The organism is Intrasporangium sp. (assembly GCF_030452765.1).
Classification (GTDB): Bacteria; Actinomycetota; Actinomycetes; order Actinomycetales; family Dermatophilaceae; genus Intrasporangium_A.
This window is the reverse complement of sequence record NZ_JAKDLO010000063.1, coordinates 1-21,374: the sequence shown is the minus strand read 5'-3', so window position 1 is coordinate 21,374 and position 21,374 is coordinate 1. Positions and strand designations below refer to the sequence as shown.

Genomic DNA, 21,374 nt, shown 5'->3' with positions numbered 1-21,374 from the left:
CCTCCCAGATCGAAAGTGCACTAGTCCTCATCGATAGTGCAATAGTCCCGATCGACCGTGCAGTAGTCCTCATCGAAAGTGCAGTAGTCCTGATCGACCGTGCAGTAGTCCTCATCGACAGTGCAGTAGTCCTCATCGATAGTGCAGCGGTCCCGATCGACCGTGCAGTAGTCGACGCAAGTAGTGCACGCTCGATGCGAAGAAGTGCACTCTCGATCGGGAGAAGTGCACTCTCGATCGGGGGGAGTGCACTCTCGATCAGGAGAAGTGCACGCTCGAGGCGAAGAAGTGCACTCTCGATCAGGAGAAGTGCACTCTCGATCAGGAGAAGTGCACTCTCGATCGGGGGGAGTGCACTCTCGATCAGGAGAAGTGCACTCTCGATCAGGAGAAGTGCACTCTCGATCGGTCAGGTCCAGCGGGACCGGGCCGACAGCACAGCGATGGCGGCCGGCCCCGCAGAGGATGCACGCAGGATCGTCGAGCCCAGTCGGACCGGCCGGCCCCCCGCCTGGGTGAGCGCGGCCAGCTCACGGCCCGTGATGCCGCCCTCCGGTCCGACGAGCAGAAGCACGTCACCCGACACGGGCAGCTCGACGGCGGTGAGCGGGTCGGTCGCGTCCTCGTGCAGGACCAGGGTGAGGGCGGACCGGGAGACCCGGGCGACCAGTGCGGTCAGGTCCGCCGGGTCGCAGGTGAGCGGCATCCGTGACCTACGGGACTGCTTGGTCGCCCGGGTCACGACGGCACGCCACTTGGCCAGCGCCTTGTGGGCGCGGTCGCCGCGCCACACGACGACGGAGCGCTCCGCCTGCCAGGGGACGACCTCGTCGACGCCGAGCTCGGTCGCGGCCTCGATCGCCTGCGCGTCGCGCTCGGCCTTGGCGAGTGCCTGGACCAGGACGAAGCGGGGGTCCGGTGCCCGCTCGTCGGCCACCTCGACGACCCGGCCACGGACCGCCGCCCTCTCGACGGCCTCGGCCTCGACCAGGGCGCGGCGACCGGCACCGTCCGCGATGTAGAAGCGCTCCCCCGGGCGGATCCGCACGACCGTCGCAGCGTGCCGGCCTTCGTCGCCGTCGAGCCGGATCGGGCTTCCGGCCTCGGCCACGGCCAGCGCATCGGGCCGGTCGAGGAAGAGCTGGTGGGTCACCCAGCCTCGCCCTTGAAGGCGTCGCGCAGCTTGCCGAAGAGGCCCTTGTCCTCCGGGTGCAGGCGTGCGTCCGGCCGGTCCTCGCCGCGCAGCGCCGCGAACTCCCGCAGCAGGTGCTCCTGCTCCTCGGTCAGGTGCGTCGGCGTCGAGACGGTGGCGTGGACCCGCAGGTCGCCGCGGCCACCCCGCTGCAGGTGGGTCACGCCGAGACCCCGCAGGGTCACCACGTCGCCCGGTTGGGTGCCCGGCCGGAAGTCGACATCCTGCATGCCGTCGAAGGTGGACAGCTTCATCACCGTGCCGAGCGCGGCCGTGGCCATCGGTAGCTCGACGGTGACGTGCAGGTCGTCGCCGTGACGGCTGAAGATGTCGTGTGGCCGGACGCGGATCTCGACATAGATGTCGCCCGCGGGTCCGTTCCCCGGGCCGACCTCGCCCTCGCCCGCGAGCTGGATGCGGGTGCCCGTGTCGACGCCGCCGGGCACCTGCAGCGTGAGCGTGCGGCGGGTGCGTACCCGACCGTCCCCGGAGCAGTCGTGGCACGGGTCGGTCAGCATCGACCCGTAGCCCTGGCAGGCGACGCAGGGGCGGGAGGTCATGACCTGGCCGAGGAAGCTGCGCTGGATCTGCTGGACCTCGCCGGTCCCGCCGCACACCGGGCACGTCTGGCGGCCCGTGCCCGGCTGGGCGCCGTCGCCGCCGCACGTGCGGCAGCCGACCGCGGTGTCGAGGGTGAGCTCCTCCCCCGAGCCGAAGACGGCCTTCGACAGGTCGATGTCGAGCCGGACGAGCGCGTCCTGGCCGCGCTGGATCCGAGAGCGCGGCCCCCGTGACCCGGCGGCGGCGCCGGCACCGAAGAAGGCGTCCATGACGTCGCTGAAGGAGAAGCCGGCCCCGGTGAACCCGCCCTGGCCGGCGCTCGCGAACGGGTCCGCGCCTCGGTCGAAGGAGCGCCGCTTGTCAGGGTCGGACAGGACGTCGTAGGCCTGCGAGACCCGCTTGAACTCCTCCTCCGCCTCCGGCCCCGGGTTGACATCGGGATGCAGCTTGCGGGCGAGGCGACGATAGGCGCGTTTGATCTCCTCCTGGGTCGCGCCGTGTGGTACCCCGAGGACGGCGTAGTAGTCGTTCAAGCAAGTGGTCCTTCGTTGTCAGGTGCTCCGTGCGTCGCCGAGGATCTCGGAGACGTAGCGTGCCACGGCACGCACCGCGGCCATGGTCGTCGGGTAGTCCATGCGAGTCGGCCCGAGCACGCCGAGGCTGGCGACCCGCTCGGCGCCGCTCCCGTACCCGACCGACACGAGTGAGGTCGACTGGAGGCCGGAGACGGGGTTCTCGCGTCCGATCCGGACCGACACGAGTTCGGGGTCGTCACTCAGCTCGCCGAGCAGGCGCAGCAGGACGACGTGCTCCTCGAGGGCCTCGAGGATCGGGCCGATGGAGCTCGGGAAGTCGGCGCCCAACCGGGCGAGGTTGGCCTGCCCGGCGAGCACGACCCGCTCCTCACGCTCCTCGACCAGTACCTCCTCGATCGCCGTGACGACCGGCTCTATGACCCTGCGGTCGTCGTCGGAGAACTCGTCGACAAGCGTTCGCAGGCCGGTCGCGGCCACCCGGAACGGCAGGCCGGTGGCCAGCTCGTTCATCCGGGCGCGGGCCGAGGCGACGAGGGTCTCGCCCTCCGGGGACGTGAGGTCGCGTCCCAGGTCGACGACCCGCTGCTCGACGCGGCCGGTGTTGACGATGAGGACGACCATGAGACGGGTGCCGCCCATCGGCACGAGCTCGACGTGACGCACCGTGGAACGCGTCAGCGAGGGGTACTGCACGACCGCCACCTGGCGCGTCAGCGAGGCGAGCAGACGCACCGTGCGGTCGACGATGTCGTCGAGGTCGACGGCACCCGAGAGGAACTGGGTGATGGCCGTGCGCTCGCCCCGGCTGAGCGGCTTGACCTCGCTCAGCCGGTCGACGAAGACGCGGTAGCCCAGATCGGTCGGGACGCGGCCGGCCGACGTGTGTGGCGCGTGGATCAGGCCCTCCTCCTCGAGCAGCGCCATGTCGTTGCGAACGGTCGCCGCCGACACACCCAGCTGGTGCCGCTCGACAAGCGCCTTGGAGCCGACCGGCTCGGAGGTCTGGACGTAGTCCTGCACGATCGCGCGGAGGACGTGCAGCCGTCGGTCCTCGGACATGCCGGCCGTCTCCTTCCGATCGCTGCGTGGTGTCTGGGCGCGCCCTGCGCTGCCGCGCCTGCCGGCGCAGGTCTGGCACTCTCGTTTACCGAGTGCCAAGTCTACGACCTTTTCGTGACCAGGCCTCCGCGCCATCTCAGGGTGGCACCCGCGTGGCGTCCGCGTCGAGCCCGGGCAGCGGCATACCCTCTCTGAGCGTGCCCCCCAACGACCGCTACGGATCTGACGTCCTCTCCGGCGACTGGCGTGCCCCGCGGCGCGGACGCTCGACCGACATCGCAGCCGAACCCGACCTCGTCGTCGAGGAGGTCGAGACGGGCTGGGTCGGTGCCGTCGTGCGCGTCGAGAAGGCCGGCGGGATGCACGTCGTGCACCTCGAGGACCGGCATGGACGCCTCCGCGCCTTCCCGCTCGGTCCCGGCTTCCTCGTCGACGGCCGGCCCGTGAACCTGACCAGACCGGTGGCGGCTCCCTCGGCGGCGCTCGCCGCGGCGCGCCGGGTGCAGTCCCGCACGGCGAGCGGGTCCGTCGCCGTGCCGCAGGCCCGGGCCAGGGTGGCGAGCGGGTCGCGGATCTACGTCGAGGGGCGACACGATGCCGAGCTCGTCGAGAAGGTGTGGGGCGACGACCTGCGCATCGAGGGCGTCGTCGTCGAGATGATGGATGGCGTCGACGACCTCGCCGGGATCATCGCGCAGTCCCAGCCCGGCCCGGGGCGGCGGCTGGGCGTCCTTGTCGACCATCTCGTACCGGGCACGAAGGAGTCGCGGATCCTCGAGCAGGCGAGGGCGTTGCCGGGCCTTGCCGAACACGTGCTCGTCCTCGGGCATCCGTATGTCGACGTGTGGCAGTCGGTGCGCCCGGAGCGGCTCGGCTGGGACCGCTGGCCGGTCATCCCGCGTGGCACGTCGTGGAAGCACGGCATCTGCGCGGCGCTGGGCTGGCCGCACGACACCCAGACCGACATCGCGCTGGCGTGGAAGCGGATCCTCGGGCGGGTCCGCACGTATGCCGACCTGGAACCTGCGTTGCTCGCCAGCGTCGAGGAGCTGATCGACTTCGTGACCGCCCCGTCCTGGTGACGTCTGTCCTGTGGTCCCCGCCTCCCCGGGGCAAGCCCCCGGTTGGCAGGATCGGCCCGAAGATCTCCTCGCGCATCACCGCGTCGGTGACCGCTACCCCCTCGAGGATCGTCGGCTCGATGTAGCGAGTCGCGGCGTCGGTGCGGCCGCCGGCCACGACGCGGTCGGGGTCGATGAGGCCGCAGAGCCGGTCGAAGTGCGCCGCGTCGACGATCCGCCCGAATGTCTCGGAACGAGAGGGGTCCTCGGTGTGGAAGTCGCGGATCGCCCTGACGAGCAGTGGCTTCAGCTCGTCAGGGACCCCTCGCGTCGCGAGGATGTGGTCCGGGGCGACACAGGTCTGGCCGGCGTTGGTGAACTTCGCCCAGACGATCCGGCGTGCCGCGACCTCCAGGTCCGCATCCTCGTCGACGAAGGCCGGTGACTTGCCGCCGAGCTCGAGGGTCACCGGCGTGAGGTGGCGGGCCGCCGCCTCGAGCACGATCCGGCCGACCGTGGCTCCCCCGGTGTAGAAGATGCGGTCCCACCGCTGCTCGAGCAGGGCGCTGGTCTCGGGGATGCCGCCCTCGACGACCCGGACGGCCGCGCCGTCGAGATAGGCGGGTACGAGCTGGGCGAGGGCCCGTGACGTCGCGGGCGCGTGCTCGCTCGGCGACAGGACGACGGCGTTGCCCGCGGCGAGGGCCCCGGCGACCGGTGTCAGCGAGAGCTGGAGCGGGTAGTTCCACGGGGCGATGACCAGGACCAGGCCGAGCGGCTCGCGCACCGTGCTCGCCCGGGCGGGCTGCAGGTAGAGCGGGACCCCGGCCCGCCGCGGCCGTAGCCATCCGGCGAGGTGGCGCAGGAGATGCTCGATCTCGTTGCCGACGAAGCCGATCTCGGTCACCCATGACTCGACCGGATGTCTGCCCAGGTCGTCGGACAGTGCCCGCGCGAGCACCTCCTCGTTGTCGACGAGCATCCGCTGCATCGCCTCGAGCTGCCCGACGCGCCAGGCGTACGGCTTGGTCGCCCCGGCGTCGAAGGTGTGTCGAAGCTGTTCGACCAGTCCCGCGATGTCCGTCCCCATGCCGTCATTGTGCTGTACCGGGCGCGAGGTCAGGTCGCCAGCAACCGGTGCACGACCGTGTCGGCGAGCAGGCGTCCGCGCCGGGTGAGCACGAGCCGCTGCTCGCGCACGGCCGGCTCGGCCTCGACGAGACCGTCCGCGACCAGGCCCGCCACGGCCGACCGTCCGCCCGCCCGCAGCTCGTCGACCGGTAGCCCGTCGACGACCCGCGAGCCGAGCAGGACCCGCTCGTCGTGGCGCTGATCGTGCTCGAGCGTCTCCCGAGCGAGAGCGGGCGAGGTGCCCGCCGCCAGCCGAGCGGCATACGCGTTGGGGTGCTTGACGTTCCACCACCGCACGCCGCCGACGTGGCTGTGGGCCCCGGGCCCGATGCCCCACCAGTTCGAGCCGGTCCAGTAGCCGACGTTGTGCCGGCACCACGCGGCTCGCGAGCGCGCCCAGTTGCTCACCTCGTACCAGCCGAATCCCGCTGCGGCGAGGGCCTGGTCGGCCATCTCGTACTTGTCCGCCTCGTCGTCGTCGTCAGGGGGCGCGATGTCGCCGCGGCGGACCTGCGCGGCGAGCTTGGTGCCGTCCTCGACGACGAGCGCATACGCCGACACGTGGTCGGGCGCGAGGTCGATCGCGGCCTCGAGGCTGTCTCGCCAGTCGCCCAGCGACTCCCCCGGCGTCCCGTAGATGAGGTCCAGGCTGACCTGCAGACCCGCGACCCTCGCCGCCACGACCGCGCGCGCGACATTGGCCGGGTCGTGAGTCCGCTCGAGCGTCCGGAGCACGTGCGGGACGGCCGACTGCATCCCGAGACTGACGCGCGTGAAGCCCCCGGAGGCGAGCTCGTCGAGCGACTCGGGCGTGACGGAGTCGGGGTTCGCCTCGGTCGTGACCTCCGCGTCGGGCAGCAGCCCGAACCGCTGACGTATGCCGCTGACGATCCTCACGAGGTCGGCCGACCTCAGCATCGTGGGAGTCCCGCCCCCCACGAAGACCGTTGACACGGCAGGCGCCCCGGGTCCGAGGACCCGCGCGGCCAGGTCGAGCTCGGCGAGCGCCGCGCCAGCATAGGTGTCGATGCTCGCGCCGTGCAGGCCGAGCTCGGGGATCGTGTAGGTGTTGAAGTCGCAGTAGCCGCAGCGGACGCGGCAGAACGGGACGTGGACGTAGATGCCGAGCGGCGCCGAGCCCAGGGTGGCGAGGGCCGGCGTCGACAGGGCGCCGTCGGCGGGCGCGGGGTCACCGTCGGGCAGAGCGGAGGGCACGGCCCCATCATCCCCACTCCGGTCGGCTGAGCGCGACTACCTGGCCGCTGACGACCCTCGTGGATTCGGGTCTGACGCCCCGACAACCCCTGCCGTCACCGGACGCTGGACAGGAAGGCCTGGGTGCGCTCGTGCTGCGGCTGCGTGATCAGCTCGCTCGGGGACCCATGTTCGACGACGACACCCTTGTCGAAGAAGCTCAGGGTGTCTCCGACCTCACGGGCGAAGCCGATCTCGTGGGTGACCACGACCATCGTCATCCCCTCCCGGGCCAGCTCCTTCATCACTTCGAGCACCTCGTCGACCAGCTCCGGGTCGAGCGCGGACGTGGGTTCGTCGAAGAGCATCACCTTCGGGTGCATCGCCAGGGCTCGTGCGATCGCGACCCGTTGCTGCTGGCCCCCGGAGAGCTGGTGCGGCCGCTTGTGGGCATGCTCGGCGAGCCCCACCCGGTCGAGGTACTCCAGGGCGGCTGCCGACGCCTCGGCCTTGGGGCGGCCGGCCACCTGCGCCGGCGCGCACGCGACGTTCTCCAGGGCGCTCTGGTGCGCGAACAGGTTGAAGCGCTGGAAGACCATGCCGATCTCGGTGCGGAACTGCGCGTACTCCTTCGGGCTCCACGGGTGGTAGCGCCCGCCGCGCAACGTGTAACCGACCTCGTGGCCCAGGACCCGCAGGCTCCCGTCGAGCACGTGCTCCAGGCCGTTGAGGCACCGCAGGAAGGTCGACTTGCCCGATCCGGACGGGCCGATGATGCAGCTGACCTCGCCGGGCTGCACCTGCAGGTCGACACCCTTGAGAACCTCGACGTGCCCATAGCTCATCCGGACGCCCTCGGCGACCACGACTGGACCAGTCTTCTTGGCGCTGTCCAGGGCTTGCTCGTCCACGAGACTCATGCCGGTTGTCGCGCCTCCTTCCGCCGCTGCGGGCCTCGCTCGTTCCTCGCTCGTGTCCTCACGTCGGTCGGCACTCATGCGACGACTCCTGCCTGCGAACCGGGCTGCTGGCGGCCGAGCAGCCTGGCGGCCAGGCCGCCCTTGCGCACGAGGCGGACTGCGTCACTGCCATAGCGGCGCTCCAGCCGACTCTGCAGCAAGGTGGCGATCGCGGTCATCAGCATGTACCAGAGGCTGGCCACGATGAGCAGCTCGATGATCAGGTTGTTCTGCTTGTAGATCTGGCTGGCGTTGGTCATCAGGTCGTGGCCGGCCACGACGTACACCAGGGAGGTCGTCTTCAGCATGGAGATGAACTCGTTTCCGGTGGGCGGGATGATGATGCGCAGCGCTTGTGGCAGCACGACGACGCGCATCCTTTTCGACGGCGTCATCCCCAGTGCGTAGGCCGCCTCGGTCTGCCCGGCATCGACGGCCTGGATCCCGGCGCGGACCGTCTCCGCGAAGTAGGCCGCGAGGTTGAGCCCGAGGCCCAGCAGGGCGGCGCTGAACCCGGTCATCACGTTGTTGGTGTCCCAGATCAACCCGATCTGGGTGAACGGGACCTTGACGACCAGGTGCGGGAAGAGGAAGGCCAAGTTGTACCAGAAGATCATCTGCACCAGCACCGGCGTGCCGCGGAAGAACCCGATGTACCCGGTCGAGATCCCGCGGAGCACAGGGTTGTGGGACAGCTTCATCACCGCGAGCACGACACCGAGCACCAGACCGAGAACCGTTGCCAGGATGGAGATCTCGATGGTGACGAGCACCCCGCTGAGGATCTTGTCGGCGAACAGGTAGTGGCCGACCTGGGACCAGTCGAGCCGTGGGTTGTCGATCACCAGCCAGGCGAGCCACGCGACCACCAGGACGGCGATCGCGCCGGCGACCCAGCGCTTCCCGTGCCAGGTCCGGGCGACCGGGATGGTCGTTCCGGAGGCGTCCACGAAGGGGGCCGACCGTGCTGTCGTCGTCATGATGTGGCTCCGTTGATCGTCGCCTTGTCGGTGGCGAGCGCCGGCACCTGCCAGGCCTGCAGGATCTTGGCGTAGTCGCCGCTCTCGATGAGCTTGGTCAGCGCCGCTTGCACCGCGTCGATGAGCGCCTTGTTCTGTGGGTTCATGGCGATGCCCCAAGGGCTCTCGGTGCCCTTGAGCGTTACCGCGTCGACCCCCTCCTTCGGGTCTGCCGCCTTGCTCGCGGCCACCACGTAGTCGGTGATGTTGAGCTGCGCACGGCCGCTCTTGAGCGCCAGCAGGGCGTCCTGGTCGCCGGTCATCCGCAGCAGGTCGATGGCCGGCTTGCCTTCGGCGACGCAGGCCTTGTTGTACTTCTCCGCGAGCATCAGCGAGGAGCCGTTGTCGACGACGGACAGGGTGTGACCGCACATGTCGGCGGGCGCCTTGATCTGGTCGGGGTTGCCATGCTTGACCAGGAAGCCGGCGCCGGCACTGACGTAGTCGACGAAGGTCACCTTCGCCTGCCGCTCCTTGGTGTCGGACATCGACGACATCACCAGGTCGTACCGCCCGGTCAGCACACCGGGGATCTGCGCGTTGAAGTCCTCGTTCGTGACCGTCAGGCGCAGCCCGAGGACCCGCGCGATGGCCAGGCCGATCGCCGGGTCGACGCCGACGATGGTCTGCCCATCGGGTGCGTAGATCTCCATGGGCGGGTATCCCACTGAGGTGCTGAGGGTCAGGCCCTTGGCCCGGATGGCGTCGGGCACCGTGGCGGCGATCGCGGCGTCCGGCTTGATGGCGTCGATGACCGGTGCCGCCTTCTCCCCGTCCGGCGCCTGCTGCTGCACGAGCGCGGTGGCCCCGGCCGACTGGGCCGCGTTGTAGGAGGCGAGCGTCTGCACTCCGCACCCGCTCAGCACCCCTGACCCAACGGCGATCGCCACTGCGACGACGATGTGCTTCCGGACCCGTTGCCCTGGCGCAGCCACTGGATCTCACCTCCGAGAAATCGTCTGGAACCTGGATGCGGCGCACTGACTCCTGGTCCAGCCGTTCGCGCCGATCGGTGACATGGGTCACTGTAGGGGTGGGCCCCTCACCAGGGAAGGACCTGTCCGGCCGCGGCCAGAGCGGCACAATGCCTGGCCGCGCGGGCTGCCGCGGCCGTGGCGCAGTCGACTACGCGGTGACGACGTCCTGCAGGTGCGCCCACAACCGTTCGACCTGGGCACGCTCGGTGCCCAGTGCGCCGACCGACAGTCGCACCATCCACCGTCCTTCGAGAAGGGATGGCGTCACGTAGGCGACCCCGGAGCGGTTCAGCTCGCGCACCCATCGCTGGGTGTGCTCGTCCACCTGCTGCGGGCTTGCGCCCGGTGGTTCGTGCACGACGCACACGGTCTGCAGCGGGACCGGTGCGACGAGCCGCCAGCCGTCGGCGGCCTCGACCTGATCGGCCAGCCATCGCGCGTTGTCGAGGTCGCGGCGCAGCCGGGTCCGCAGGGCCTCGGCACCCTCGGCCCGGAGCATGAACCAGAGCTTGAGGGCACGGAACCGACGGCCCAGCGGTATGCCCCAGTCGCGCAGGTTCGTCACGTCCTCGTCGCGTTCGGAGCGCAGATAGCTCGGGTTGGTGCCCATGACCCGCTCGAGGTGCTGGGGATCCTTGACGAAGTACAACGAGCAGTCGAAGGCGACGCCGAGCCATTTGTGCGCGTTGACCACTACCGAGTCGGCCCGCTCGATGCCGCGCCACATCCAGCGGCACTCGGGCAGGATCATCGCCGACCCGGCCATCGCCGAATCCACGTGCAGCCACACCCCCTCGGCCCGCGCGACCTGCCCGATCGGCTCCAGCGGGTCGATGGCGGTGGTGGCTGTCGTGCCGGTCACCGCGACGACGGCGCACGGGACTCGTCCCGCGGCCCGGTCCTGCGCGATCGCCCTGCGCAGCGCGGCCGGCTCCATCGCGAAGCTCTCGTCCGTCTCGACCCAGTGGATGTTGTCCAGGCCGAACCCGGCCAGCAGCGCGCCCTTCTGCACGGAGCTGTGCGCGTGCCGGGTCGCGTAGACGACCAGGGGGGCCGGCTCTGCCTGCAGCCCGCCGCGGGCCAGGCCGAAGCCCGTCGTGCGTTCCCGGGCACAGAGCAGCGCGACGAGCGTGCTCGTGGACGCGGTGTCCTGGATCGACCCACGGAAGGCGGGTGGCAGCCCGAGCAGCTGCCGGGTCCAGTCGACGACGCGCTGCTCCACCTCGGACAGCGCCGGGCTGCCCTCCCAGGACAGCCCGAGCACACCCAAGCCGGTGCTGGCCAGGTCGCCCAGCACAGAGGACAGCTCCGAGTTCGCGGGGAAGAACCCGAAGAAGCTGGGGTGCTGCCAGTGGGTGAGGCCGGGCATGACGATCCGGTCCAGGTCGTCGAGCAGGCCGGCGCCACGGTCGCCTGTCTCGGGAGCGCTCGCCGGCAGGGCGGCGGCGACCGAGCCGGGCTCGACGCGGGACATGACCGGGTAGTCCTCGAGGTGTGCCCGGTAGTCGGCGATGCGGTCGATCAGATCGTGCGCGGCAGTGCGGAACTCCTCGGGCGTCATCATGCTCCGATGCGGGGTCAGGTGGTCACGGATCGACCCATTCGGGTGATCGCCTCGGTGAGGATCTGCGGGGTGGTGGCGAAGTTGAGCCGGACGTGGCTGGCGCCGCCGGTGCCGAACACGTGCCCCGAGCTGAGGGCGACCCTGGCCTTCTCGAGGAAGTGGCGGGCCGGACCGGCCAGGTCGGTGACGACGGCGAGCTCGTCGCCCGGGGCCTCCGGCTCGTCGTCGAGCCCCAGTCCACTGCAGTCCAGCCATGCCAGGTAGGTCCCCTCCGGGCGCAGGTGCCGCACCGTGGGCAGGTGCTCGGCGAGCAGGGCTGCGAGCAGCGTGCGGTTGTGGTCGAGGCCCATGATCAGCTCGTCCAGCCAGGCCCTGCCGTCCCGGAACGCCACGCTGTGCGCGATGACGCCAAGGTGGCTGGGGCCGTGACCGACCTCCTCGGGCATCCGGGCCAGATCGCCCGCCGCCCGCTCGCCCGCGATGACCAGCGCCGCCTTGAGTCCGGCGAGGTTGAACGCCTTCGAAGCGGACGTCAGCGCGAAGGCGTCCTCGGCCCCGGCGACGGACAGGTATGGCGTGAACGTCGCGCCGGGTAGGACCAGCGGGGCGTGGATCTCGTCGGAGACCACCCGCACGCCGTTCTCGCGGGCGAGGGAGGCGACCTGCTCGAGCTCGTCCCGGGTGTGCACGACACCGGTGGGGTTGTGCGGGTTGCTCATCAGGAACACCGGGCGGTCGGTGCTCGTGCGGGCTCGGGCGAAGGTCTCCCTCAGGGTCGGCAGGTCGATGCGGCCATCGGCGCCGAGCGGGGCCTCGAGGATGCGCCGGTCGGCGTGCGTGACGAACGCGTAGAACGGCGTGTACACCGGTGGACAGACGACGACCGTGTCTCCCGGGTCGGTGATCAGCCGGAGGACCTCGACGATGCCCATCATGACGTCCGGGACGATGGCGGTCCGCTCGACGGCAAGCCCGTCCCAGCCCCACCGGTCGGCCGCGAACTGCTGCAGTGCCTCGGCGTATGCCGTGCCGGACGGGTAGCCCGTGTCGCCGCGGCTGATCGCCTGGTGCAGGGCGTCGGCGACCGCAGGCGCCAGCGGCACGTCCATCTCGGCGACCCACAGTGGGAGCACGTCCGGCGGGTGCGCGCGCCACTTGATGCTGGTCCGCTCCCGCAGCTGGGCAAGGTCCAGCTCGGTCAGCGGGTCGGTCCGGTGGGGTGACGGCGGCGCGGTGTCCATGACGGCACCATACGGCCCTACTTGCAGCGCACTGCTGGGTAGGTTGGGCGGCATGCGAGTCCTGACCGATGCCGATGTCGGCGCCCTGGCTCCCGACCCCGTGGCGACGATCGAGCTCGTCGCCGATGCGTTGCGCGCCCGGGCCCGTGGCGAGGGAGACGTCCCACCCAAGCACACGGTGCATGCGGGCCCGCGGGACTCGTTCGCCAACGGGATGTCGGCAACCTGGCCCGAGCGGGACCTCGTCGGGAACAAGTGGATCACCCTGTTCCCGACCAACTCGGCGCAGGGACTGCCGACCGCCTCCGGCGTCCTCGTCCTCAACGACGGGCAGACCGGCGTCCCGACGCACCTCATCGCCGCCGGTGAGGTCACGGCACGCCGTACCGCGGCTGTGACGGGCGCGTGCCTGCGCTCGCTCGCTCCCGCGGAAGGTCACGTCGCCTACACGGGCGCGGGCGCCCAGGCCCGCTCGCACCTGAGGGTGCTCGAAGCGCTCGGCCGGCGTGACGTCGTGGTCTATGCCCGCCGGGCCGAGGCTCGCGACCAGCTCGCGGCCTGGGCGGCCGAGCAGGTCCCGTCGGTCGACCTGCGCGTCGTGGGCAGCCCAGGTGATGCGGTCCGCGGCGCGGGCGTGGTCATCACGGGCCTGTCGATCGGGATCGAGGGCGCGCACCTCGACCCGGCGGACGTCGGCGCGGACACGCTGTTGCTGCCGATCGACTACGCGAGCTCGGTCGGCCCGGGCCTCGCCGCGAGCGCGCTGCTCGCCTCCGACGACCGCGACCAGTTCGAGTCCTCCCGCCTCGCGGGCAAGCTGGGGCCTGGTTACCCCGCCGCGACGGCCTGGGACGGCGACCTGTTGGACTGTGAGCGCCCGCCCGGGCGGATCGTGTGCCAGAACCTCGGTATGGCGCTCGCCGACCTCATCGTCGGGGATGCCGTGGCCCGCGCCGCCGACGCCGCCGAGGCCGGCCAGGTCGTCGACCTGCGCCGGTAGCTCGCCCACTGCACAACCGACCCACTGCACAACCGGCCCCGACGGCGCAGGACACTGGTCGCGCACCGGATGCCTACATCAGAACGTCCCACCGTCACCTATGGTCGAAGGGTGGCACAACCCAACTGGATCAACCTGGCCGGTGTCGTCAACATGAGAGACGTCGGCGGCATGGTCACCGACGTCGGCGACGTCGTGCGGGACCACCGGCTGCTGCGCTCCGACAACCTGCAGGACCTGCCCCTGGAGTCGGTCCGGGTGCTGTTGCGGGACTACCACCTGACCGACGTCGTCGACCTGCGGACCTTCGTCGAGGTCGCCAAGGAGGGCGACGGGCCGCTGGTCCATCTCCCCCAGGTCCACCTGCACCACTTCACCCTCTACCGCGAGGACAGCGACGAGTCCGGGATCCCGGCAGCCGAGAAGGCCCTGCCGTGGGAGACCGACGAGAAGCGCGCCCGCGCCGAGGCCCGCAACGGGCATCCCCACCGTCCGAGCCACGACGAGTTCTGGTCGCAGCACTACCTCAAGTACCTGGCGACCAGACCCGACTCGGTCCTCGCGGCCCTGCACACCATCAGCGCGAGCGAAGGCGCCGCCGTCGTCCACTGTGCGGCCGGAAAGGACCGCACCGGCACGGTCGTCGGGCTCGCCCTCAAGATCGTCGGCGTGGGTGACGAGCAGGTCATCGCGGACTACGCTGCCTCGGCCGAGCGGGTGCCGCGAATCCTCGAGCGGCTGCGGAACAAGCGGGCGTATGCCGAGAACCTGCGCGACAAGACCGTCGCCCAGCAGTCACCCCGGGCCGACACGATGCGCCTCATGCTCGATACCCTGCAGGCCCGGTTCGGCGGGGTGCAGGGCTGGCTCGCGGGCCAGGGCTGGACGGTAGCCGACACCGACCGGATGCGCCGGAAGCTGCTCGGCTGAGAGCGCAGGCTGCTCACCCCGCGTAGCTGCCGAAGCTCCAGCTGTTGCCCTCGACGTCCGCGATCGAGAAACCGCGCGAGCCATAGTCGCTGTCCTCCATTGGCCGCACGACCGATGCCCCGAGCCGCTGCGCGCGTTCCCACACGCCGTCCGGGTCTTCCGTGACCACGTACAGCGTCGCCGCACCGGCGCCCGCAACGAACGTCGCGTCCGCGCGGTCACGGCTGCTCACCATCACCCGGCCGCCCCCCGGCCACAGCATCTCGCTGTGGTGCACGGCGCCCCCCTCGTCCTGCACGAGGATGCCGTCGACGAAACCGAGCGCCCGCAACCAGGCTCGCGCCGCGTGGGGGTCGGTGTAACTGAGGCCGACCCAGACATTGTGGTCGGGCCGGGCCGGCACCTCCGTAGCGTCCTGCTGCGGCGACCGGTCCTGCTGCGATGTCGTGTCCATGCCCACCATCCTCGCTGCACATGGCGACCGTGTCTTGGACGAAAGCGTGTCTTGACCAAGGCGACTCGTCGTTCTTGATCAACACGACGTCGGCGAGCCTGCCCGCCTCACGTGCCGACCAGGGCGTCCTCGTTGCGCCACCGCGTCGGCGCAGAGCCGGCCAGCGCCCGCCAGTCCCGGTCCATGTGCGCGTGGTCGGACCAGCCACATAGTACGGCGATCTCACTGAGCGACAATGCGCCTCGCGCCACGAGCGGCACGGACCGCTCGAACCGTGTCACGACTGCCGCCGCCTTCGGGGCCAGGCCGAACTCGGCGTGGAATCTCGTCTGCAGGCGCCGCATCGACCAGCCGACGTGGGCCGCGACCCGACGGATCGGCACCGCGCCACCGGTGCGACGGATCACCCGCCACGCCTCGGAAACCTCCGGACTGGCCACCGGCTGCCCCTCCGCACCCGCGAGCAGTGTCGCGAGCATCCGGTCGACGAGGATGAACCGCTCCTGCCAAGACCCGGCGGTATCCACCTGCTCGCGCAGGCGCTCGGCCGCAACCCCGACGAGGTCGGCGAGCTCGTACGACCGCTTCGCCAGCTCCGAGGCGGGCACACCGAGCAGCGCGCGGGGCGCGGCCGGCCGCAGGGCGAGCTGGACGCCATACTGCGTGCCGTCGTGGTGGATGAAGGACGGGGCATCGGACAGGCCGGCGAGCACTGCGCCGTACTCCCGGGGCGCGGCGCTCCCGTCGGCGACGGCCAGCCGCTGACCGAGCGGGATGACGAGCGTCAGCGAGCCGGACGGCATCCCGACGTGCACCCCTGCGGGGAAGCCTGTGAGCCGATAGCCGACAGCGCTCTGGACCCACGGCGCGAGGCGTGGCCCCGGCACGTGCTCGACGTGCTCGACGCTGGTGTCGCCCACCGCTCCACGGTACGGCGAGACACCGACACCGCGACAGGCGTCACTTCTTGGACTTGGCGCCGTCGTCGCTCGAGAGGGCGGCGATGAAGGCCTCCTGCGGGACCTCGACCCGCCCCACCATCTTCATGCGCTTCTTGCCCTCCTTCTGCTTCTCGAGGAGCTTGCGTTTGCGGCTGATGTCGCCGCCGTAGCACTTGGCGAGCACGTCCTTGCGAATCGCGCGGATGTTCTCGCGGGCGATGATCCGCGCGCCGATCGCCGCCTGGATCGGCACCTCGAACTGCTGGCGCGGGATCAGATCCTTGAGCTTGCCGGCCATCATGACGCCGTACGCATACGCCTTGTCCTTGTGCACGATCGCCGAGAACGCGTCGACCTGCTCGCCCTGCAGGAGGAGGTCGACCTTGACGAGGTCGGCGACCTGCTCGCCGGCGGGCTCGTAGTCGAGCGAGGCGTAGCCGCGGGTGCGCGACTTGAGCAGGTCGAAGAAGTCGAAGACGATCTCAGCGAGCGGCAGCATGTAGCGCAGCTCGACCCGGTCCTCGGACAGGTAGTCCATGCCGCGCAGCGCACCACGTTTCGACTGGCAGAGCTCCATGATCGCGCCGATGAACTCGCTCGGCGCGAGGATCGTCGCGCGCACGATGGGCTCGCTCACCTCGGCGATCTTGCCGTCGGGGAACTCGCTCGGGTTGGTCACGTGGACGTGCTTGCCGTCCTCCATGGTCACGTCGTAGACCACGTTGGGCTGGGTCGAGATGAGGTCCAGGCCTCCCTCCCGCTCGAGCCGCTCCCGGACGATCTCGAGGTGCAGCAGCCCGAGGAAGCCGCACCGGAAGCCGAAGCCGAGCGCGGCGGAGGTCTCCGGCTCGTAGACGAGCGCCGCGTCGTTGAGCTTGAGCCTGTCGAGGGCGTCGCGCAGGTCGGGGTAGTCCGACCCGTCGATGGGATAGAGGCCGGAGAAGACCATCGGTCTCGGGTCGCGGTAGCCACCGAGGGCGGCCGTGGCCGGGCGGCCCGCGTTGGTCACCGTGTCGCCGACGCGGGACTGGCGCACGTCCTTGACGCCGGTGATCAGGTAGCCGACCTCGCCGACGCCAAGACCCTTGGACGGCGTGGGCTCCGGGCTGATGACGCCGATCTCGAGCAGCTCGTGGGTCGCCTTGGTCGACATCATCAGGATCCGCTCGCGCGGGTTGAGGTTGCCGTCGATGACCCGCACGTAGGTCACCACGCCGCGGTAGGTGTCGTAGATGGAGTCGAAGATCATCGCCCGAGCAGGTGCCGTGGGGTCGCCGGTCGGCGCGGGCAGCTGCTCGACGATCGTGTCGAGCAGCGCCTCGACGCCCTCACCCGTCTTGCCCGACACCCGCAGGCAGGCCTCGGGCTCGACGCCGATGAGCCGGGCGAGCTCGTCCGCGTACTTGTCCGGCTGCGCGGCCGGCAGGTCGATCTTGTTCAGGACCGGGATGATCGTCAGGTCGTTCTCCATCGCGAGATAGAGGTTCGCGAGGGTCTGCGCCTCGATCCCCTGGGCCGCGTCGACGAGCAGGACGGCGCCCTCGCACGCCGCGAGCGAGCGGGACACCTCATACGTGAAGTCGACGTGCCCCGGCGTGTCGATCATGTTCAGGGCGTACGTCGTGATCGACCCGGCGGCATCGAGTGCCCAGGGCATCCGCACCGCCTGGGACTTGATCGTGATGCCGCGCTCGCGCTCGATGTCCATCCGGTCGAGGTACTGCGCCCGCATCGAGCGCTCCTCGACGACGCCGGTCAGCTGCAGCATCCGGTCGGCGAGCGTCGACTTGCCGTGGTCGATGTGCGCGATGATGCAGAAGTTGCGGATCAGGCCTGGCGGCGTTGCGTTCGGCGCGAGCGCGGAGCGGGCCATGGGCGACACGGTGGGACGGACCTCGCAGACGGGGTGGTTGGGCTCTCGCTGGGGGGCCGTGGCCCCCGAGGGGTCAGTCTCCCACGCCTCGGAGGTATGCCGCTCACTCCCCTTCCCCTCGAACGGACCGTTCGAGCTCGAGCGGGTCGGGCCACCACCTCGCTCGTCCACGCGTAGACCGCTCGAGGAGCTGAGGCGTGGGCTTCCGTCAGAATGTCAGCCATGCGACCACAACCGATGGCCCGGCTCACGGCTCCCCCGGGCAGGCAGGTGCCGATGCGCCGGGCGGTCCGGCACCCCCGCGAGATCCTCGCACTCGTCGTCGCCATCATCGCCTCACTCGTCCTGCTGTCGTGGGCGATCTCCGAGTTCGTCGCAGCGGCCAGGGAGCAACGCCAGCCCGACGTCTACGCGTTGCTGCTCATCGGTGCCCCGCTGCTCGTCTGGTTCGCCCGAGGACAGTTCTGGGCGCAGCAGCGGCTCAACGGCATCAAGCTGACACCTGAACAGTTCCCCGAGGCGCACGCGATGCTCGTCGACGCCGCCGCGCGCAGCGGCCTGCCCTACGTGCCCGACGCCTACGTCGTGCTCGGCAACGGCATGATCAACGCCGCGGCCTCCGGGCACGGCTTCCGCCGGTTCGTCGTCGTCTTCAGCGACCTTTTCGAGGTCGGCGGGGCGAACCGCGACCCGGATGCGCTGCGCTTCATCATCGCCCACGAGGTCGGGCACATCGCGGCCGGCCACACGAGCTACTGGCGCGTGCTCGGGACGTTCGCCTCGCAGTACATCCCGGTCGTCGGCACAACCCTGAGCAGGGCGCAGGAGTACACCGCCGACAACTACGGCCACGCGCTCATCCCCCAGGGTGCCCGGCTGACGATGGCGACGCTCGCCGGCGGCAAGTACCTCAACCGGTCGGTCGACGTCGATGCCCTGGCCGACCGCGCCGTGACCGAGCCAGGCCTGTTCGTGTGGATCGCGAACGCCCTGTCCACCCATCCCGTCCTCGCCTGGCGGATGCACGCGCTGCGGGACCGGCGCCGGCCGGGCCGTCTGCTCTGGAGGCCACGAACGCCTTGGCTGTGGCGCCAACCTGTCGACCCGGCCCAGCACCGCGTCCCCGCCCTCGTCGGCTTCCAGCCCACCCCGCTGGTCGCCCCGGACGGCTTCGTGCAGGCCGGCGCCGAGCCGCTGCCCGTCGCCGACCGGCAAGACGCCCCCGCGGACGCCTGACCGAGGCACGGCCGGCTCGGACGCTAGCGTGTCTGGCATGTCGAGCCCGCTCACGACCCTGCGCCGGCGCCTTGCCGACCTGATCGCCCCCGCGCGCCGCCGGGGCGCCACGCAGCCGAGCCCGGCGCCCCGGCGGGCGGACACAGCGGCATACCAGGGCTATCCCGGCGACGCGACCACACTGCCGGACCTGACCTACGAGGGCAACGACGACGGGCAGGTCGCCCCAGGCGAGATCGTCTGGACCTGGGTGCCCTACGAGGAGGACCACACGCAGGGCAAGGACCGTCCGGTGCTCGTCATCGGCCGCGAGCAGCGGTGGTTCATCGCCCTACAGCTGACGAGCCAGGACCACGACCGCGACGCCGAGCAGGAGCGCCGGGCAGGTCGGGTCTGGGTCGACATCGGCACGGGACCCTGGGACAGCCAAGGCCGACCGAGCGAGGTGCGGGTAAACCGACTCATCCGGGTCGACCCGGCGGCGGTGCGACGAGAGGGAGCGGTCCTCCCCCGTGCCCGGTACGAGCAGGTCGTCGCTGCCGCCCGCCAGGCCTATCAGCAGCACTGACGACAGCGGCACTGACGGCGAAGGGCCCCGCACCGCCTGGTGCGAGACCCTCGGTCAGCGGCGTCGACTCAGAGGGACGCAGCCTTCTTGGCCATGGCCGACTTCTTGTTGGCCGCCTGGTTCTTGTGGATGACGCCCTTGGAGGCCGCCTTGTCGAGCTTCTTCGAGGCGGTCTTGAGGGCCTCGTCGGCAGCGTCCTTGTCGCCGGACTCCGCGGCCACGCGGAACTTGCGGATCCAGGTGCGCATCTCGCTCTTGACCGCCTTGTTGCGCTGGGTGCGCTTCTCGTTGGTCTTGATCCGCTTGATCTGCGACTTGATGTTTGCCACTGTGAGGTTCTTTCTTGGTCGGTGATGTGCCGTTGAGGGCGGCAAGACTGCTCGGGACCGGGCGTGGGGCACCCTGCGTGAGCAGCCTTGGGTGGTGCAGGCATGCGCGCACGACCTGAGCGCGCACGCAAGGAGGAAATCTACCAGTGCGCCCGAGCACCGACCAAAACGGGTGTATGCCGCTCAGCCCGCGCACGCCGGACTGCCCGCCCGCGCAGTGGGAACTTCGCGATGGCGATGCCGCGCTCAAGTTGCAGGGGCCGGCCCGCGCTGCGCGGGACCTCAGGCCCCGGACCGGGCCTCGGTGATCGTGAGGATGGCCCGCTCGACCGCGTAGACCGGGTCGCGCCCACCACCCTTGACCGCGAAGTCGGCTGCCGCCACGCCCTGCATGGCCCTGGCCAGTCCCTCGGGGCCCCAACCGGACAGCGCCGCGCGGGCTCGCTGGACCTGCCAGGGGGCCATCCCGACCTGCCCCGCGAGCTGCTCGGAACTGCCCTGCCCCGCGGATCCGACCTTGATGAGCCCACGCAGCTGGGAGGCGAGGACCGCGACGATCGGGACGGGGTCGAGGCCGGAGGAGATGGCATGGCGCAGCAGGCGCAGCGCCTCGGGGGTGTTGCCCGCGACCGCGGCGTCGGCGACCCGGAAGCCGCTCGCCTCGACGCGGCCGCCGTGGTAGGTGTCGACGACTGCGTCGGTGACCAGGCCCTTGGTGTCGGCGACGAGCTGCGCGCAGGCCGCGGCCAGCTCGCTGACGTCGCGCCCGACGGCCTCGACGAGAGCGCGGACCGCCTCTGTCGTGATCTTGCGACGGGCGCGCGCGAACTCCTGCTGGACGAAGGTGCTCTTGTCGCGGTCGCTCTTGATGGCCGGGCAGGTGACGATGCGGGCGCCGCTTCTCTTCAGCGCGTCGAAGACCCTCTTGCCGCGCTGCCCGGAGGAGTGTGTCACGACGAGCGCGATGTCCTCGGCGGGGGTGGCGAGCAGCGTGAGCAGGTCGTCCTGCAGCTCCTCCGGCGCCTCGTGCAGGCCCTGCACCACGATGAGCGTGGTGCCCCCGAAGAGGGACGGACTGGCTTGCACGAGGAGGGACCCGGCCTCGTAGTCGACCGCGTCGAGCCGGACCACCTCGGCGCCGAGCTCGCGGGCTCGTGTGACGACGGCGGCGATCTCACGCCCCACGAGCACCTCCTCCGGCCCGGTGACGAGCGTCAGCGGCGGGAGGGATGTCATGGGCGTCACTCTGTCACAGCGGTCGGACAGTGCCCGACCGCGCCGAGGCCCAGTCGACCGCCCCAGCCCAGTCGACCGCCCCAGCCCAGTCGACTGAGCCGGCGGCCAAGCCGGCCAGTCGAGTCGGTCCACGAGCGCCGTCAACGCGGGTCCCGGTTCGGTCGGCCGCTTGGCACGTCACGGTGCTCGAGCGCGCCTCGGTCCAAGGTCATCTGCTCGCTCGCGGAGGACCACGCCGAAGCACGCCAAGCGTTCACCGAGGGACGACAGCCCGTGTTCACCGGACGCCGTGGGCATGCCACTGGCCCCGCCT

Annotated in this window: 19 protein-coding genes and 1 pseudogene; 5 read left to right on the top strand and 15 right to left on the bottom strand. The window is 70.7% G+C overall.

The window, feature by feature from the left end:
- Positions 1-409: 409 nt before the first annotated feature.
- Genes L0H79_RS09940 through hrcA form a run of 3 tightly spaced genes read right to left on the bottom strand, consistent with a single transcriptional unit; the run spans position 410 to position 3,348 of the window.
- Positions 410-1,153 carry a 16S rRNA (uracil(1498)-N(3))-methyltransferase gene (locus tag L0H79_RS09940; RefSeq protein ID WP_301484440.1) on the bottom strand — a complete coding sequence of 248 codons (744 nt, stop codon included), beginning with the start codon at positions 1,151-1,153 and terminating at the stop codon, positions 410-412.
- Complete coding sequence (dnaJ, locus tag L0H79_RS09935; protein ID WP_301484439.1) at positions 1,150-2,286, bottom strand: molecular chaperone DnaJ; 1,137 nt, start codon at positions 2,284-2,286, stop codon at positions 1,150-1,152. The genes L0H79_RS09940 and dnaJ overlap by 4 nt, the downstream gene beginning before the upstream one ends.
- A gap of 18 nt (positions 2,287-2,304) precedes the next feature.
- Entirely contained in the window at positions 2,305-3,348 is a 1,044-nt protein-coding gene (gene hrcA / locus L0H79_RS09930; protein WP_301484438.1) for a heat-inducible transcriptional repressor HrcA, read from the bottom strand.
- Between the two features lie 191 nt (positions 3,349-3,539).
- Between hrcA and L0H79_RS09925 the strand changes: the two genes are divergently transcribed.
- Positions 3,540-4,430, top strand: coding sequence for a DUF3097 domain-containing protein (locus L0H79_RS09925; protein ID WP_301484441.1), 891 nt, complete (start codon positions 3,540-3,542; stop codon positions 4,428-4,430).
- A gap of 55 nt (positions 4,431-4,485) precedes the next feature.
- On the opposite strand, the pseudogene L0H79_RS09920 reads toward L0H79_RS09925, so the two are convergent.
- The 7 genes and pseudogenes from L0H79_RS09920 to L0H79_RS09890 all read right to left on the bottom strand — a co-directional run.
- A pseudogene (locus L0H79_RS09920) lies at positions 4,486-5,499 on the bottom strand (aldehyde dehydrogenase family protein); the annotation flags it as partial.
- 29 nt (positions 5,500-5,528) lie between these two features.
- On the bottom strand, positions 5,529-6,755 hold the full coding sequence (gene hemW / locus L0H79_RS09915) for a radical SAM family heme chaperone HemW (RefSeq protein WP_301484437.1): 1,227 nt from the start codon (positions 6,753-6,755) through the stop codon (positions 5,529-5,531).
- Positions 6,756-6,850: 95 nt separating this feature from the next.
- Positions 6,851-7,654 (bottom strand): amino acid ABC transporter ATP-binding protein, encoded by an 804-nt coding sequence (locus L0H79_RS09910; RefSeq protein ID WP_301484436.1) that lies wholly within the window; start codon positions 7,652-7,654, stop codon positions 6,851-6,853.
- 74 nt (positions 7,655-7,728) lie between these two features.
- Entirely contained in the window at positions 7,729-8,673 is a 945-nt protein-coding gene (locus L0H79_RS09905) for an amino acid ABC transporter permease (protein ID WP_301484435.1), read from the bottom strand.
- A complete protein-coding gene (locus L0H79_RS09900) occupies positions 8,670-9,647 on the bottom strand; it encodes an ABC transporter substrate-binding protein (protein ID WP_301484434.1) in 978 nt (325 codons plus the stop codon). Before L0H79_RS09900 ends, L0H79_RS09905 begins: the two co-directional genes overlap by 4 nt.
- Before the next feature lie 190 nt (positions 9,648-9,837).
- On the bottom strand, positions 9,838-11,253 hold the full coding sequence (locus tag L0H79_RS09895) for a pyridoxal-dependent decarboxylase (RefSeq protein ID WP_301484433.1): 1,416 nt from the start codon (positions 11,251-11,253) through the stop codon (positions 9,838-9,840).
- 14 nt (positions 11,254-11,267) lie between these two features.
- Positions 11,268-12,494: a MalY/PatB family protein gene (locus tag L0H79_RS09890; protein WP_301484432.1), complete on the bottom strand. Its 1,227-nt coding sequence runs from the start codon at positions 12,492-12,494 to the stop codon at positions 11,268-11,270.
- Positions 12,495-12,546: 52 nt separating this feature from the next.
- Between L0H79_RS09890 and L0H79_RS09885 the strand changes: the two genes are divergently transcribed.
- Positions 12,547-13,494: an ornithine cyclodeaminase family protein gene (locus tag L0H79_RS09885; protein WP_301484431.1), complete on the top strand. Its 948-nt coding sequence runs from the start codon at positions 12,547-12,549 to the stop codon at positions 13,492-13,494.
- 111 nt (positions 13,495-13,605) lie between these two features.
- The gene (locus L0H79_RS09880) at positions 13,606-14,424 is read left to right on the top strand and encodes a tyrosine-protein phosphatase (RefSeq protein ID WP_301484430.1); all 819 of its coding nucleotides are present in this window, start codon (positions 13,606-13,608) and stop codon (positions 14,422-14,424) included.
- A gap of 13 nt (positions 14,425-14,437) precedes the next feature.
- Here L0H79_RS09880 and L0H79_RS09875 read toward each other — a convergent pair whose 3' ends face one another.
- From L0H79_RS09875 to lepA, 3 genes are all read right to left on the bottom strand, one after another.
- Positions 14,438-14,878 (bottom strand): VOC family protein, encoded by a 441-nt coding sequence (locus L0H79_RS09875; RefSeq protein WP_301484429.1) that lies wholly within the window; start codon positions 14,876-14,878, stop codon positions 14,438-14,440.
- A gap of 107 nt (positions 14,879-14,985) precedes the next feature.
- On the bottom strand, positions 14,986-15,798 hold the full coding sequence (locus L0H79_RS09870; protein ID WP_301484428.1) for an AraC family transcriptional regulator: 813 nt from the start codon (positions 15,796-15,798) through the stop codon (positions 14,986-14,988).
- Positions 15,799-15,838: 40 nt separating this feature from the next.
- Positions 15,839-17,692, bottom strand: a complete 1,854-nt coding sequence (gene lepA / locus L0H79_RS09865) for a translation elongation factor 4 (RefSeq protein WP_301484427.1) — start codon at positions 17,690-17,692, stop codon at positions 15,839-15,841.
- A 222-nt stretch (positions 17,693-17,914) separates the two neighbouring features.
- On the opposite strand from lepA, the gene L0H79_RS09860 reads away from it, so the two are divergent.
- Together L0H79_RS09860 and L0H79_RS09855 are read left to right on the top strand one after the other, a co-directional pair.
- The gene (locus L0H79_RS09860; RefSeq protein ID WP_301484426.1) at positions 17,915-18,928 is read left to right on the top strand and encodes a M48 family metallopeptidase; all 1,014 of its coding nucleotides are present in this window, start codon (positions 17,915-17,917) and stop codon (positions 18,926-18,928) included.
- A gap of 37 nt (positions 18,929-18,965) precedes the next feature.
- Positions 18,966-19,496: a type II toxin-antitoxin system PemK/MazF family toxin gene (locus tag L0H79_RS09855; RefSeq protein ID WP_301484425.1), complete on the top strand. Its 531-nt coding sequence runs from the start codon at positions 18,966-18,968 to the stop codon at positions 19,494-19,496.
- 68 nt (positions 19,497-19,564) lie between these two features.
- On the opposite strand, the gene rpsT is transcribed toward L0H79_RS09855, so the two are convergent.
- Both rpsT and holA read right to left on the bottom strand, forming a co-directional pair.
- Entirely contained in the window at positions 19,565-19,825 is a 261-nt protein-coding gene (rpsT, locus tag L0H79_RS09850; protein ID WP_301484424.1) for a 30S ribosomal protein S20, read from the bottom strand.
- Positions 19,826-20,107: 282 nt separating this feature from the next.
- Positions 20,108-21,061 (bottom strand): DNA polymerase III subunit delta, encoded by a 954-nt coding sequence (gene holA / locus L0H79_RS09845; protein ID WP_301484423.1) that lies wholly within the window; start codon positions 21,059-21,061, stop codon positions 20,108-20,110.
- Positions 21,062-21,374 lie beyond the last annotated feature (313 nt).

What these genes read in the sequence shown, in the direction of transcription:
- L0H79_RS09910 (WP_301484436.1), bottom strand. Translation starts at nt 7,654, where the DNA reads ATGAGTCTCGTGGACGAGCAAGCCCTGGACAGCGCCAAGAAGACTGGT.
- L0H79_RS09905 (WP_301484435.1), bottom strand. Translation starts at nt 8,673, where the DNA reads ATGACGACGACAGCACGGTCGGCCCCCTTCGTGGACGCCTCCGGAACG.
- lepA (WP_301484427.1), bottom strand. Translation starts at nt 17,692, where the DNA reads ATGGCCCGCTCCGCGCTCGCGCCGAACGCAACGCCGCCAGGCCTGATC.
- hrcA (WP_301484438.1), bottom strand. Translation starts at nt 3,348, where the DNA reads ATGTCCGAGGACCGACGGCTGCACGTCCTCCGCGCGATCGTGCAGGAC.
- L0H79_RS09860 (WP_301484426.1), top strand. Translation starts at nt 17,915, where the DNA reads ATGCGACCACAACCGATGGCCCGGCTCACGGCTCCCCCGGGCAGGCAG.
- L0H79_RS09875 (WP_301484429.1), bottom strand. Translation starts at nt 14,878, where the DNA reads ATGGACACGACATCGCAGCAGGACCGGTCGCCGCAGCAGGACGCTACG.
- L0H79_RS09885 (WP_301484431.1), top strand. Translation starts at nt 12,547, where the DNA reads ATGCGAGTCCTGACCGATGCCGATGTCGGCGCCCTGGCTCCCGACCCC.
- L0H79_RS09855 (WP_301484425.1), top strand. Translation starts at nt 18,966, where the DNA reads ATGTCGAGCCCGCTCACGACCCTGCGCCGGCGCCTTGCCGACCTGATC.
- L0H79_RS09895 (WP_301484433.1), bottom strand. Translation starts at nt 11,253, where the DNA reads ATGATGACGCCCGAGGAGTTCCGCACTGCCGCGCACGATCTGATCGAC.
- L0H79_RS09890 (WP_301484432.1), bottom strand. Translation starts at nt 12,494, where the DNA reads ATGGACACCGCGCCGCCGTCACCCCACCGGACCGACCCGCTGACCGAG.
- holA (WP_301484423.1), bottom strand. Translation starts at nt 21,061, where the DNA reads ATGACATCCCTCCCGCCGCTGACGCTCGTCACCGGGCCGGAGGAGGTG.